Genomic DNA, 13919 nt, shown 5'->3' with positions numbered 1-13919 from the left:
AGGTTTATGGTCCTCAGGCTCTCAGGCAGACGCCATGGCAGTGTCAAGAATGGTGCGGATCGCCTCGGGCGACAGAGGGCGGGGGTTGTTTTCAACCAGACGCGCGGCGTTCATCGTCAGCGTGGCGATGCTGTCGAGGCTTTCGGGTATTACACCGATCTTGTCGATGGTGGCGGGCATGCCGACACGGGCAAACAGCGCCGACAGCGCGGCGATCAGCGCGTCGGAGGCTTTTGCATCCTCATCCGCCGCACTCGCCACGCCGATTTCACGCGCGATTTCTGCGTAATCGCCCGCCGCGACCGGCGCGTTGAAGCGCATGGTAAAGGGCAGCAGCACGCCAACGCCAAGCCCATGCGCCGTATGGGTTTCTGCGCCGATCGGATACTGGATCGCATGGGCCGCCGCAGTGCCTGCGGTGCCGAAGGCAAGACCTGCAAGGGTGGATCCCAGCATCACCGCCGAACGTGCCTCGATATTCTCGGGCTGGTTCACGGCGGTTTCGAGGTGATCGTAGATCAGTTTGATCGCCCGCAGCGCATAGACATCGGAGAGCGTGTTCTTGCCGACAAAAACGCGGGTCACCGCCAGATCCGGGGTGGCCTCACGGCTGACGGCGGCAAAGCCCTCAATCGCATGGGCCAGAGCATCGGCGCCGGAAATTGCGGTCAGGCCCTTCGGGCAGGTCACGGTCAGCTCCGGGTCGCAGACCGAGGTATGCGGGATCAGCTCAGGCGACGAGATGCCGACCTTCATTACGCGTTCCGGGTCGGCCAGAACCGCGACCGGGGTGGCCTCGGACCCGGTGCCGGCGGTGGTTGGGATCGCGATGATCGGGCGCACGGGCCCGGGCACTTTGAACTCACCATAGTAATTCGACAGCGGGCCGGGGAAGGTCAGGAGAAGGCTGACAAGCTTGGCCAGATCGAGGCAGCTTCCGCCGCCAAAACCGATCACCATATCCGGGGCAAAGTCTTTGTAGCGTTCGGCGCAGGTGGTGATGCCGTCCAGCGGCAGCTCTGGCTGGGTCTCGGCAAAAACCTCAACCGTCACGCCATGCGCCTCAAGATCGGCAACCAGTTCGCCCAGCAGCGGCAGACCGCCCAGACGTTCATCGGTGCAGATCAGCGCGCGGGTTCCAAGGTCGCGCGCCAATCGGCCAAGCGCGGCGCGCTGGCCGGGGCCAAAGACCAGACGCTGCGGGGCGCGGGTGACGCCATAATCGAACCGCATGAAACTACTCCTTCTTTGCCCGGCAAAGGGGCGGATCGTTGAAATTCTCAGGCCAGCGCGCAGATGCGCTGCCAGACCTCGGTAGCGACGTTCAGCCCGTCACGGCCCGCGCGCTCGCGGGTGACGGTGGCACGGTCGCCGGGGATGCGGACGGGATGGGCCGGATCGGCGGGGGCCGAGTGGCGCAGCTCTTCCAGGAAGCACGAAACCAGCGGCATGAAGCCGGAGGCGGGTTCCATCACCACGAAGAGGTCGCCCTTGTTGCAGGGTTCCGTGGAGTCTAGGGTGCCTTTCACAGCCGTGCCGATGGCCGATCCGGTAAGGGCCGAAACCAGCACCTCGAACGCCAGCCCCAGGCCGTAGCCTTTCGCACCACCAAAGGGTGCGATGGCGCCAAGTTTCGCAGCATTCGGGTCGGTCGTCGGATTGCCTTCGGCATCCAGCGCCCAGCCTTCGGGGATCGGAGCGCCACGATGGGCGTGGTCATGGATCTTGCCCATCGAGACAAGGCTGGTGGCCATGTCGAAGACGAAAGGCAGCGGCTCGGCCGGGACGCCGATGGTGATCGGATTGGTGCCGATCATGGCTTGGCGACCGCCATAGGGATGCACCAGCGCCTCAGACACGGTCATGCCCAAAAGCACCTTGCCCTCACGCGCCAGCTTTTCGGCGTAGAAGGCGAGCATGCCCAGATGGTCGCAATTGCGGATCGCCACCACGCAGGATCCGGTCTCCGCCGCCCGCGCCGTCGCGGTTTCCAGCGCAGCCAGCGCCACCACCGGCCCTAGCCCCTGCTCGCCATCCACATCCAGCAGCGCCTGGCCGCGCCAGGATTGCGCGCCGCGCGTTGCCGGATTGGTCGCGCCATTTGCCACCCGCTCGATCACGCGCGGCAGCCGCAACAGGCCATGCGACGGCACGCCGCGCATCTCGGCATCCAGCAACAGCTCCAGCTGGATCGCGGCGTGGTCGGGCGACAGACCGCCTCTGGTCAGCGCGCGGATCGCGGTGGAGCGGATTTCCTCGACAGGGATCATGGGTCAGCCTTCGTATCAGGAAAGGCGGCGGCCGGGGGAGTGCCGGCCGCCGCCGGGGTTACCTATTGCGCCAGCGAGAGATCGCGTAAGAACAGCGATATCTGAGGCACATAGGTGATCAGCATCAACGACAGGATGATCGTCGTCACCGGCCAGATCAGCGGTTTGAACATGCGCTGCACCGGGATCTTCGCAACCGAGGCGGCAGCGAAGAGGTTCACCCCGAGCGGCGGCGTGATCATCCCCATGGCGAGGTTCACGATCATGATCATGCCGAAATGCACCGGATCGACTCCATAAGCGATGGCAATCGGGGTCAGGATCGGGGCCAGCACCAGGATCGCCGCCGAAGTCTCGACAAACATCCCCACCACGAACAGGAGCAGGTTCACAAAGAGCAGGAAGGTGATCCAGCTTTCAAAGCTGTCCGACGCCCAGGCGCCAACCATTTTCGGCAGGCCCGACATCGAGACGAGGAACGAGAACAGCCCCGCCGCTGCGATGATCAGCATGACCGCCCCGGTCGATACCACCGACTGGCGGAAGATCTTCGGCAGATCGCTGAATTTCAACTCGCGATAGATGAAAAGCCCGATGCAGAGCGCCAGGAAGACCGCAACCGCTGCTGCCTCGGTGGGCGTGAAGACACCGCCATAAATACCGCCCACGATTACCACCGGCATCAGCAGCGACCAGAAGGCGCTCATGGCGGATTTCAGGAAGGGCTGGCGGTCAGCACCGTCATTTTTGCCGTAGCCTTTCACGCGGCACCAGATCTGCGTCATCACGATCAGCGCAACTGCGATCAGGATGCCCGGACCAATGCCCGCGATGAAGATCTGGGTGACCGAGGTCTCGGTCGAAACCGCATAAAGGATCATCGGGATCGAGGGCGGCAGGATCACGCCCAGCTCGGCCGAAGCCGCCTGAATGGTGCCTGCGACCGGGGTCGGGTAGCCATGGCGGATCATCGCCGGGATCAGGATCGCACCGACCGCAAAGGTGGTCGCGACCGAGGAGCCGGAGATCGCGGAAAAGATCATACAGGTCATCACACAGGAGGCGCCAAGCCCGCCCTGCACACCGCCGACCATGGACTTTGCGAAATCCACCAGCCGGCGCGACACGCCGCCATGGCTCATCAGATTGCCAGCAAGGATGAAGAACGGGATCGCCAGCAGCGGGAAGCTGTCCAGCGCGTTGAACATTTTCTGCGGCACCACCAGCAGCGGCAGATTGCTGAAGAGCGTGATGCTGAAGATGGCGGAGAGTGCGATGGCAACCGCCACCGGCACGGACAGCGCGAACAGAACAATCAGTGCCGAAACAAGTGCAATATTCATTCCGGGAGCCTCTCATCGGCAACAGTGCGGAAATGGCCGAGGAGCACACCGGGCAGCGCGCAGAGGCAGCCCACCGGGATCGCGGCATAGAACCAGGCCATCGAAATGCCGAGCATGGCGATCTTCTGGTTCGCAACCCGCATCGCCATCTGGGTGCCATACCAGGACATCACGAAGAGGAAGACGAGCGTCAGCACAAAGACCGACCACAGTACCAGGGATTTGATCGGCGCCGGCACCACATCGCGGATGAATTCCAGCGGGATCATCGCGTTAAGGCGAAAACCGGCAGCGGCAGCCATGAAGACCATCCAGATCACCGTGCCGCGTGCCAGAATCTCGGTCCAGGCCAGGGAATGCCCGCCCCCGAAACGCGAAACCACCTGCAGGAAAACCAGAATTGCGGAAACGGCAAGCAATGCAGCCGCGATATTATGGGTGAGAGAGACAAACTTCTCTCCGGCGTGCACAAGCCTGCGCATCGCTCCTCCTCCGTATGTTGTCATGGGAGAGTTGGGTCGCGCCCCGGCTCAGGCGGGGCGCGACCGGCTCAGATCACCGCTGAGCGGCACGGATCTTTTCGAGCGTCTCGCTGCCATAGGTCGAGGTGAAGACGTCATAGACGGCCGAGACGGCTTCAGCGAAAGCCTCCTGGTCGACCGTTTCGATCACTTCCATCCCATTGGCGCGCAGCATTTCAAGGCCTCGCTTTTCGTCATTTTCGACATAGGCGCGATTGGCGGCAACACCGGCAGCGGCGGCTTCACGCACCCAGCCCTGCTCTTCTTCGCTCAGCTGGTCCCAATGGACTTTCGACATCATGATCAGCGAGGGCGAATAGAAATGCCCGGTCAGGGTCGCGTATTTCTGCACTTCCCAGATGCGGTTCGCGATGAAGATCGACATCGGCGTTTCCTGGCCGTCGATGGTCCCCTGTTGCAGCGCGGTGATCACCTCATTCCAGGACATCGGCAGCGGAGCTGCGCCAAGCGCGGTGAAAGACCCCAGATGGATGTCATTTTCCATCGTGCGGATCTTCATGTCTTTCAGATCGTCCGGTGTTGCGATCGGCTTTTTCGAATTGGTGACATAGCGGAAGCCATTCTCGGCCCAGCCAAGCGCCATGATGCCAACGGGCTCGAAATCGTTCAGAAGCTCCTGGCCGATCTCGCCATCAAGAATCGCCCGCGCATTGTCGTAATCCTTAAACAGGAACGGCAGGTCGAGGACATAGGTCGAGGGCACGAAACCACCCACCGGGCCGGTCGAGGTGACACCCATTTCGATGGAGCCGATCTGCATCCCCTCAAGGATCTCACGCTCACCACCAAGCACGCCATTGGCTTTGATCTCAACGGTGATCTCGCCGCCCGAAAGCTCTTCGATTTTTTCCTTGAAGGCCTTTGCGGCGGCTCCGTAATGCGATTCTTCCGGCGGAGTCATCGCGATATTCAGTGTGCGGGCTTCAAGTGCAGTCCCTGCCAACATGGCGCAAGCCGAAACGGCGGTCAGCGCCAGAGCGCGGAAATTAAACGACATTTTATCCTCCCTGGGGTGGCGGGACTCCCTCCAGAAACACGCACCACCCTTGTCATGATAGACGTATACAGATCGCCATTTGCGATACGATACGATTTTAGGCTAGACATCCGGTGCGGAAGGGTCAAGAGATTACGGGCAGGGAGGAGACAGAAAATGTCAGCGAAGCCGGTTGGCCCACAATTATATTCCAGCGCAGCAGCCCTGCGGGAGAAGCAGGCAGCACATCCGCTGGGGGATGAAATCTATGACGCGCTGCTGGCGGATCTGATCGCGCTGAGGATCCCGCCAGGCGAGCGGCTGTCGGTCGATGCGCTGGCCCGGCATTTCGGCGTGTCGCAGACGCCGATCCGCGCGGCGCTGATCCGTCTCGAATCCGAGGGACTGGTGCTGCAGAAGTTCAATTCCGGCTTTTCGGCTGCTCCCCTGCCCGGCGGCAACCATTTCCGCGACACCTATGCCTTTCGCGCCATGATCGAGCCTGAGCTGGCCGGTCTGGCCGCCACCCGCGCAACACCCGAGGACATCACCGCGCTGGAAGAGCTGTGTCACGAGATGAGCAGGCTGGCCGAGGAAAGCCGGCCCGACAATTTCGGCAGCTTTGCCGAACGTGACAATGCCTTCCACGCCCGCATCGCACAGATCGCCGGCAATCAGGTGGCTGCCGAAGCGCTGTCGCGGCTCTATATCCATTCCAACCTGTTCCGGCTGCGTTATCACGCCACCATCACCACCAGCGCAGTCAGTGAACATCTGGAACTGCTCGACGCGCTCCGCAGCAAGGATGCCGCCGCCGCCCGCGAGGCAATGGCGCGCCACCTCGGCCATTCGCGCGACCGGGTGGAACCCTTCTTCATCGAAGACTGAAACCCGTTTCTAATCAACTACCTGATGGCGCCTGATCGCGCCGGATCAGGCATGGAGGAAAATCATGGCACTTGATCAGCTGATGTGGATCGATTCCACCAAAGTCTTCGTCAACGGCGTCTGGGTGACGCCCGAGGGCGGCCACACGATCCCGGTTGAAAACCCCTCGACCGGCGAAGTGATCGGCCAGATCGGGCGTGGCACCGTGGCCGAGGTCGATACCGCCGTTGCCGCCGCACATGGCGCGCTGGAGGGCGAATGGGGTAAACTGACCGCGACACAGCGCGGACGCATCCTGATGAAACTGCAGGCTCTTGTGCTGGAACGCGCAGAAGAGCTCGCGATGATCGAAACGCTGGATGTCGGCAAGCCGCTGAATCAGTCGCGCAATGATTCCATCGCGCTCGCCCGCTACCTGGAATTCTACGCCGGCGCCGCCGACAAGCTGATGGGCACCACCATCCCCTATCAGGAAGGTTTTACCGTTTACACTTTGCGTGAACCGCATGGCGTTTGCGGCATCATCATTCCGTGGAACTACCCGATGCAGATCCTCGGGCGCGGCGTTGGTGCGGCCCTCGCGGCGGGCAATACGGTGGTGCTGAAGCCGGCGGAAGATGCCTCGCTTTCCTCGCTGGCTTTCGCAGCGATTGCGGCCGAGGCCGGGGTTCCGGCCGGGGTCATCAATGTTGTCACCGGCTATGGCCATGATGTCGGCGCGCATCTCGCCTCGCATCCGGGCATCAACCATATCTCCTTCACCGGCTCGGTCGGGACGGGCGTTCGGATCCAGGAGGCGGCGGCGAAGAATGTCGTGCCGGTCACGCTGGAGCTGGGCGGCAAGTCGCCGCACATCGTCTTCGACGATGTCGATCTGGATAAAGCGATGCCGGTGCTTGTGGCCGCCTGTATGCAGAATGCGGGACAGACCTGCTCCGCTGCCTCGCGCGTTCTGGTGCAGAAGGGCATCTATGACGAGGTCAAGCGCCGCATGATCGCGATCTATGAAGGCCTGACCGTTGGCCCGGCGATCGAGAGCCACAATCTCGGCCCGGTTGTCTCGAAGAAACAGCATCGGATCGTCCAGGGTTTCATCGACCGGGGCCGCGCGGAACTGACCACCGCCGCCCAGGGCAAGCTGCATGCAGACGCACCGGCGGGCGGAAATTACATCCTGCCGACGCTGTTTTCCGAAGTCTCGCCGGATCACGCTCTGGCCCAGCAGGAGATTTTCGGGCCTGTGCAGGTGCTGATCCCCTTCGAGGATGAGGCAGAAGCCATCGCCATCGCCAATGGCACCGATTATGGCCTTGTGACCGGGATCTGGACCCAGGACGGCTCCCGCCAGCTGCGCATGGCGAATAAGATCCATTCGGGCCAGGTCTTCATCAACAATTACGGCGCAGGCGGCGGGATCGAGCTGCCCTTCGGCGGGGTCGGCAAATCCGGCCATGGCCGTGAGAAAGGGTTCGAGGCGCTGAACGGCTTCACCCATATCAAGACCGTCACCATCAGCCACGGCTGAAGATGGTCCCCGCGGGCGCGTGAGGCGCGCGCCCGCCCTTATTCAGGCAATGTCTCAGTCCCCTGCCCCGGCGGGCGGGCAGGCTGTTGCCTGCGAACCCGCTGGAGGAGATCACCATGACCAGAATAGCCCTGTTCGGCGCGGGCGGCAAAATGGGCACCCGCCTGACCCGCAATCTGTTGAAGACCGATTTCGATGTGGCCCATGTCGAGCTGTCACCCGAGGGCCAGCAGCGCCTGAGGGAAGATTTTTCCGTCACCTGTGTCGCGCCGGATGAGGCGATCATCGGTGCTGACGTTGTGGTGCTGGCCGTGCCCGATGCGGTGATCGGCAAGGTCGCCGGTCTGGTGGTGCCAAAGCTCGCGTCTGGCACGGTGGTGATCTGTCTTGACCCCGCAGCACCCCATGCCGGCCATCTGCCGCCGCGCGACGATATCGCATATTTTGTAACCCATCCCTGCCATCCGGGTCTCTTCCGCAATGAGGACACCGAGGCCGCAAGGCGCGATTTCTTTGGCGGCGTTGCTGCACCCCAAGGCATCGTCAATGCGCTGATGCAAGGGTCCGAGGCGCAATATGCGCTTGGCAATGCAGTCGCCCGCGCGATCTTTGCCCCGGTCACCCGCAGCCACCGCGTCACCGTCGAACACATGGCCTATCTGGAGCCTGGCCTGACCGAAACGGTCTGTGCATCTCTGATCACCGTGCTGCGCGAGGCGATGGAAGAGGTGATCAGACGCGGCATCGATCGCGACTGCGCGCGCGAATTCCTGCTTGGCCATATGAGCGTGCTGACGGCAGTGATGTTCGACGAGATCCCCGGAAAGTTCTCGGATGCATGTGAGAAGGCCATCGAATTCGGCCGTCCAATGCTGATGCGTGACGACTGGAAAAAGGTGTTCGAACCCGAAGAGATCCGGGCCAGCATCGTTCGGATTACCTGATCCAGAACGGAAGGAGCCCGACATGGCGGATTTCTGGTTCACCGCATCGCGGCGATCTCCTTCGAAAGCTCGGGGATCAGATCGTTGTCACGGATGAAATCTCGCTGGTAGCAGGCGCTGATCACCGCGATTCCGCTGCGAAACAACGGCACCGGCACCTCCGCCAGTTCGGCCAACAGCACAAGCGGAACAAGGCCGAAGGGCATCGAAAGGTTCTTCGGGCCCAGTAGGTCACGTCCCCGCCCCACAAGCATCCGGTGCAGCTCGGCGAGCGAGGCGCCGGATGCGTCCAGGGCCTGCTGCAGCACCTCGCGCCCGGGCAGGACGGTCCGGCCATAGGCCTGTGCGATGGCGATGCGCTCGACATCAAGGGCTTCCATGAACCGGCAGACGGCTTCGGTGGTCAGGCTGTGCTGCCACCAGGTCTCGCCCGTCTCCATTCGCGTGAGATTGCAGAGGGCGATCGCCAGATGATCCTGCGGATTGAGGTTGGTAAGCGCAATGTCGCGCAAATCTTCCTTGGGCGTGGAGATCTCGCCGAACAGCTCGGCACATACCGCCAGACCATCGCCGCTTCGATCGGCAGGCAGAACTGCGGCATCGATAGACTTTCGCACGGCTCCGATCTGAACCTCTAGTGGCGACACCGGCGTCTTCGCGGTTAGGCGCAGTGGTGTTCCAGGCGATGACGGGCACATCGATGCCCCGTTGTCGGCGCGATTGCGGTGCTGATCAGTGTGGGGCTGGCACTTGGCTATCCGGCCTCGGCGAGTTTCGTTGCAGGCACCGGTTTCGTGTTGACCTCCACCGCCGTCGTCATGCAGATGCTCTCCGAGCGGCGGCAGATGGAGACACCGGCCGGGCGGCGCATCATTTCGATCCTGCTGCTGGAGGATCTGGCCATCGTACCGCTGCTGGCGCTGGTGGCCTTTATCGCGCCGGGCGCCGAAGAGGCCACGGCGATGGACCGCGTACAGAATATCGACCTTGGCCTTGGCAGTATCGTGGTGCTGGTGCTGGCGGGGCGCTACCTTCTGAACCCGATGTTCGGTTTTCTGGCGCGGTTTGGCGGGCGCGATGTGATGACGGCGGCGGCGCTGCTGGTCGTGCTGGTGGCGGCGCTTTTGATGCAGGCTGGCGGGCTTTCCATGGCGATGGGCGCCTTCCTCGCCGGCGTGCTGCTGTCGGAATCAAGCTATCGCCACCAGCTAGAAACCGATGTGGAGCCGTTCCGCGGCCTTTTGCGCGGGCTCTTTTTCATGGGGGTCGGCATGGCGCTGAACCTCACCGTGATCCGCGACAATATCGGGCTGATCGCGCTTTGCGTCCTGGCCTATATCATCCTGAAAATGCTGGTGATCTATGGGGTAGCCCGGGTCCTGAAAACCCCGAAACCCGAAGCCCGCGAGCGTGCCGTTGTCATGGCCCAGGGCGGTGAATTCGCCTTCGTGCTTTACGGCACCGCCATGCAGGTCGGTGTTCTGACACCGGAATGGAACGCGACGCTGACCGCCATCGTGATCTGCTCCATGGCGCTGACCCCCCTGATGATGATCCTGTTCGACCGCTTTGCGCCGAAGGCCGGGGTTTCGATGGAGGGGGTCGGGGAGGCGAACGGGCTGAACGCCAATATCCTGCTGATCGGCTTTGGCCGCTTTGGCCAGCTGGTCAGCCAGCCTTTGCTGAAACGCGGCTACAGCCTCTCGATCATCGATTCCGATGCCGGGATGATCCGGGATGCCGCAAATTTCGGCTTTCGCGTCTGGTATGGTGACGGCACGCGGCTGAATATCCTCAGGAATGCGGGCGCGGGTGAGGCGAGCATGATCGTCGCGGCCACCGATGACCGCGACTCGACGCTGAAAATCGTCGAACTGGTCAAACATGAATTCCCGATGGTGCCGGTTTTCGCCCGCGCCTGGGACCGGGAACATGCGGTGGCGCTGATGAAGGCCGGGGCAGATTTCCAGATCCGCGAGACGCGGGATTCGGCGCTGACCCTTGGCCGTGAGGCACTGGTGCGGCTGGGCGATACGCCCGAAGAGGCTGATGATCTGATCCAGGAGGTGCGCGCCACCGATCAGCAGCGGCTGGCGGTCGATTTCGCCGAGGGGCTCGCCGCCGGTGCCTCGCTGATCCAGGGCAATAAGGACGCGCCGATCCATCATTGACCCCTCTCACAGGGGTGAAGCGGCGCGTTCCGGTTGGGCTTGAAGATGTTCCCTTTATGTTCTATGTTCATCTTTATGAACAAAGGGGGAACCGCTATGGATGCTGCCAGTTTCATCATGCCGGTGACGCCGCGCCAGATTGCCTATGCCCGCTCGCTGGCGCTGCGCAACAAGACCCTGCTGCCATGGGAGGTCCAACAGGACCGCCGCAGCCTCAGCGCCTGGATCGAGGCTCAGGCCGGGCTGAAACCGGTGCAGGACAATCAGCCGACCTCGAAACAGGTCGCCTTTGCAGAACGGATCGCGCGGATCAAACATCGTGCGGTGCCGGATGAATGTTTCCGCGACCGTCAGCTCTTGTCGCGCTGGATCGACAGCAATCGCTGAGGGTTGTGTGCATCAGAAATATTTTTGATGCACACGCGTCTGTTTGTGGCTATGGTCTGATGTGCAGCAAAATAATATTTGCTGCATATCAGGTCGGAACACGCCATGAGCACACCCATCCAGTCGCTGTCGCGCGCCGCACAGGTCGCCTGTCAGGATCTGCTCCGTCTGCATCTGGACGAGACCGCCTCTGATCTGATCGGCACCGTTGAGGAACGCCATCGCGGCGGGCGCAGCTATCTTTACGATCGTTTCCGCCTCGGGTCCGCGATGAAGAGCCGCTATCTTGGCGAAGGCAGTGCGGCGCTGCGCGCCCGTCTGGCGCGGGCGGCGGCGCTGAAGGAAGAGGCGGCCGGGCGCCGCCAGGCCATGGCGCGGCTGACCCGGATCCTGCGTGCCGAAGGGCTGATCGGCACCGACCGCGAGACGGGCTCGCTGCTTCTGGCCTTCGCGCGGGCCGGGCTGTTCCGGCTGGGTGGCACATTGATCGGCACCGCCGCCTATGCGCTTTACCAGAGCGAGCTGGGGGTGCGGTTCGACACGGATGAACTGGCGCAGACCGGCGATATCGACTTCGCCAGTTTCGAGCGTCTCTCGGTGGCGCTTGGTGACCAGGTGGAGGCGGCGCCGGGCGAGATTCTCCCGTCGTTGAAATTCGATCCCGTTCCGGGGCTGAGCGATCACCAGGTCTGGAAATGGCGTCAGAACAAGGGCGAGGCACTGGTCGAATTCCTGACACCGGCTTTTGGTGAGGAAAGCGTGAAACCGCTACCGGCGCTTGGTGTTTCGGCGCTTGGGCTGCATTATCTGAACTACCTGATTGCCGAGCCGATTCAGGCGGTTGCGCTCTATCGTTCTGGTGTGCTGGTGCAGATCCCGCGCCCCGAGCGCTATGCGATCCATAAGCTGATCGTCGCGGATCGCCGGATTGGCGGCCCCGATCAGCTGAAGGCGCGCAAGGATCGCGGCCAGGCGGCGTTTCTGATCCGGGTGCTGGCGGAAGACCGCCCCGATGACCTTGCGGAAGCATACCATGATGCCATATCGCGCGGCCCGCGCTGGCGGGCGCGGATCGCCGCAAGCCTTGCACGGATGCCTGAAACGGCGGCGCTTTTGCCGGACTAGCTGCCGCCCCCTGTGGCAAGCCCCAGAAAGGCGCGGAACACCCGCGCTGGCGGCGAAAGCGCCCTGCCCTTCGACCAGCTGAGCCCGACATCCATGCTCGGCACCCCCTCGGCGACCGGTCGCTGTTCGATCCGTTGTCCCTCCAGAGACCAGGGCCGGTAGACCATATCGCTGAGGATGGTGACGCCCATGCCGCTGGCGACCATCGAACGCACCGCCTCGACCGATGAGGTCTCGAAAATCACCTGCGGGCGGATGCCGAAGCCTTGCCAGAATTTCGCCTGGGTGCGGTCGGCCTCGTCGACCGTAAGCATGATATAGGGCTCGGCGATCACCGCTTCGACCGGCACCAGCGGCCCGGCCAGCAGCGGGTGGTCGGTGGCAAGCCACAGCCGGCGGCGCGAGCGGAACAGCGTCTCGAAATCCAGCTCGTCCTTGTTGTCGAGGTTGGAGGTCAGCATCACCGCGATATCCAGATCGCCCGAGACCAGCGCCACCTCGATTGCCGGGCGCGGCATTTCGTAAAGTTCCAGCGTGATACCGGGATAGGACCGCCGGAACGCCGCCGCATGGCGCGCCATGAAATAGCCCGCGACGGTGTAGGACATGCCAAGCCTCAGCCGCCCGGTCGCCCCGGCCTCATCCCCCAGCGGGCTGCGCACCGCATCTTCGACCGTGGCCAGAATCGTGCGGGCGCGGGACAGGAACCGCGCGCCCTCGGGCGTCAGCACCATCCCCTTCGGGCTGCGACTCAGCAGTTTCACGCCCAGCTCGGTTTGCAGATCCTGCACCGCCGCCGTCACCGCCGATTGCGAGATATTCATCTCGACCGCCGCATGGCTGATCTGCCCCGTCTCGGCGGCGGCGACGAAATATCTCAGCTGTTTCAGGGTCAGCGGCATGTTCCGATTATGTATCAGTTTTTCAGATATGCAATCGCAGAATTTCGTATTTGCCACAAAGGCCCGAGTCGCGTCACCATCCCTCAAAACCAATACAATACATAACACCAGGGAGGTGTGATGCCCGTCACGATCAACTGTGACATGGGTGAGAGCTTTGGGCTCTGGCGCATGGGTGACGATGCGGCTCTGATGCCGTTTATCGACATCGCCAATGTGGCCTGCGGCTTTCACGCCAGTGATTTCAATCACATGCGCACAACCGTGCAGCTCGCCAAGGCGCATGGCAAGAAGGTCGGCGCGCATCCTTCGCTGCCGGATCTGCAAGGCTTCGGGCGGCGCGAGATGAAGATCAGCCGCGAGGAAATGGCCAATGCGCTGATCTATCAGATCGGGGCGCTCACGGGGTTCCTGCGCGCCGAGGGGATGGAGCTGAACCATATCAAGCCGCATGGCAGCCTGTTCGGCATGGCCGCGCGCCAGGAAGAAATGGCCCATGCGATCTGCGATGCCGCCGATATTTTCCAGGTGCCAATCCTCGGCATGACCGGCACGCTGCATGAAACTGTCTATCCGGCGCGCGGCCACCGGATGATTGCCGAATTTTACGGCGATCTCGATTACCGTCCCGACGGCAGCCTGATCGTGACGCGCGAACATGATGCCAAAGACGCCGCCGAGATGGCACAACGCTGCGTGCGTGCCATTACTGAAGGCAAGGGCGTGGCCACTGACGGCTCGTTCTTCCCCACCCGTTGCGAGTCAATCTGCATTCATTCCGATACGCCCAACGCGGTCGAGATCGCCAGCGCGGTCCGTGCCGCCATCCAACCCCATATCTGAGAG

The 13919-nt window shown here is 62.6% G+C and carries 14 protein-coding genes; 7 read left to right on the top strand and 7 right to left on the bottom strand.

All coding sequences use genetic code 11. The annotated features are described in order from the left end of the window. Positions 1-21: 21 nt before the first annotated feature. The 5 genes from DRF71_RS25970 to DRF71_RS25950 form a co-directional block, all read right to left on the bottom strand. The gene (locus DRF71_RS25970) at positions 22-1233 is read right to left on the bottom strand and encodes an iron-containing alcohol dehydrogenase (RefSeq protein WP_112313347.1); all 1212 of its coding nucleotides are present in this window, start codon (positions 1231-1233) and stop codon (positions 22-24) included. A gap of 47 nt (positions 1234-1280) precedes the next feature. Then, complete coding sequence (locus DRF71_RS25965) at positions 1281-2270, bottom strand: Ldh family oxidoreductase (protein WP_112313346.1); 990 nt, start codon at positions 2268-2270, stop codon at positions 1281-1283. A gap of 62 nt (positions 2271-2332) precedes the next feature. Further along, entirely contained in the window at positions 2333-3613 is a 1281-nt protein-coding gene (locus DRF71_RS25960; RefSeq protein ID WP_112313345.1) for a TRAP transporter large permease, read from the bottom strand. After that, positions 3610-4095, bottom strand: coding sequence for a TRAP transporter small permease (locus tag DRF71_RS25955; RefSeq protein WP_112313344.1), 486 nt, complete (start codon positions 4093-4095; stop codon positions 3610-3612). The genes DRF71_RS25960 and DRF71_RS25955 overlap by 4 nt, the downstream gene beginning before the upstream one ends. Before the next feature lie 73 nt (positions 4096-4168). Further along, the gene (locus DRF71_RS25950; protein WP_112313343.1) at positions 4169-5152 is read right to left on the bottom strand and encodes a TRAP transporter substrate-binding protein; all 984 of its coding nucleotides are present in this window, start codon (positions 5150-5152) and stop codon (positions 4169-4171) included. A gap of 156 nt (positions 5153-5308) precedes the next feature. On the opposite strand from DRF71_RS25950, the gene DRF71_RS25945 reads away from it, so the two are divergent. The 3 genes from DRF71_RS25945 (at position 5309) to DRF71_RS25935 (ending at position 8488) form a co-directional block, all read left to right on the top strand. Continuing rightward, positions 5309-6019 carry a GntR family transcriptional regulator gene (locus tag DRF71_RS25945; RefSeq protein WP_198672391.1) on the top strand — a complete coding sequence of 237 codons (711 nt, stop codon included), beginning with the start codon at positions 5309-5311 and terminating at the stop codon, positions 6017-6019. A 64-nt stretch (positions 6020-6083) separates the two neighbouring features. Next, positions 6084-7544, top strand: a complete 1461-nt coding sequence (locus tag DRF71_RS25940; protein ID WP_112313341.1) for an aldehyde dehydrogenase family protein — start codon at positions 6084-6086, stop codon at positions 7542-7544. A 116-nt stretch (positions 7545-7660) separates the two neighbouring features. Next, positions 7661-8488, top strand: a complete 828-nt coding sequence (locus DRF71_RS25935; RefSeq protein ID WP_112313374.1) for a phosphogluconate dehydrogenase C-terminal domain-containing protein — start codon at positions 7661-7663, stop codon at positions 8486-8488. 38 nt (positions 8489-8526) lie between these two features. On the opposite strand, the gene DRF71_RS25930 is transcribed toward DRF71_RS25935, so the two are convergent. Continuing rightward, positions 8527-9186, bottom strand: a complete 660-nt coding sequence (locus tag DRF71_RS25930) for an NAD/NADP octopine/nopaline dehydrogenase family protein (protein ID WP_112313340.1) — start codon at positions 9184-9186, stop codon at positions 8527-8529. 27 nt (positions 9187-9213) lie between these two features. On the opposite strand from DRF71_RS25930, the gene DRF71_RS25925 reads away from it, so the two are divergent. The 3 genes from DRF71_RS25925 (at position 9214) to DRF71_RS25915 (ending at position 12171) form a co-directional block, all read left to right on the top strand. Continuing rightward, a complete protein-coding gene (locus tag DRF71_RS25925; RefSeq protein WP_232831692.1) occupies positions 9214-10659 on the top strand; it encodes a cation:proton antiporter domain-containing protein in 1446 nt (481 codons plus the stop codon). A 96-nt stretch (positions 10660-10755) separates the two neighbouring features. Beyond that, positions 10756-11046, top strand: a complete 291-nt coding sequence (locus tag DRF71_RS25920; protein ID WP_112313373.1) for a hypothetical protein — start codon at positions 10756-10758, stop codon at positions 11044-11046. A gap of 105 nt (positions 11047-11151) precedes the next feature. After that, a complete protein-coding gene (locus tag DRF71_RS25915; RefSeq protein ID WP_112313338.1) occupies positions 11152-12171 on the top strand; it encodes a nucleotidyltransferase family protein in 1020 nt (339 codons plus the stop codon). Here the strand turns inward: DRF71_RS25915 and DRF71_RS25910 are convergent. Beyond that, a complete protein-coding gene (locus tag DRF71_RS25910; protein ID WP_112313337.1) occupies positions 12168-13073 on the bottom strand; it encodes a LysR family transcriptional regulator in 906 nt (301 codons plus the stop codon). The genes DRF71_RS25915 and DRF71_RS25910 overlap by 4 nt on opposite strands. A gap of 120 nt (positions 13074-13193) precedes the next feature. Here DRF71_RS25910 and DRF71_RS25905 point away from each other — a divergent pair, with 120 nt between their 5' ends. Further along, a complete protein-coding gene (locus DRF71_RS25905; RefSeq protein ID WP_112313372.1) occupies positions 13194-13916 on the top strand; it encodes a LamB/YcsF family protein in 723 nt (240 codons plus the stop codon). Positions 13917-13919: the final 3 nt, after the last annotated feature.

The organism is Pseudogemmobacter bohemicus (assembly GCF_003290025.1).
GTDB lineage: Bacteria > Pseudomonadota > Alphaproteobacteria > Rhodobacterales > Rhodobacteraceae > Pseudogemmobacter > Pseudogemmobacter bohemicus.
Note: the sequence above shows the minus strand (reverse complement) of the source record. Positions and strands in the feature narration are given on the sequence as shown.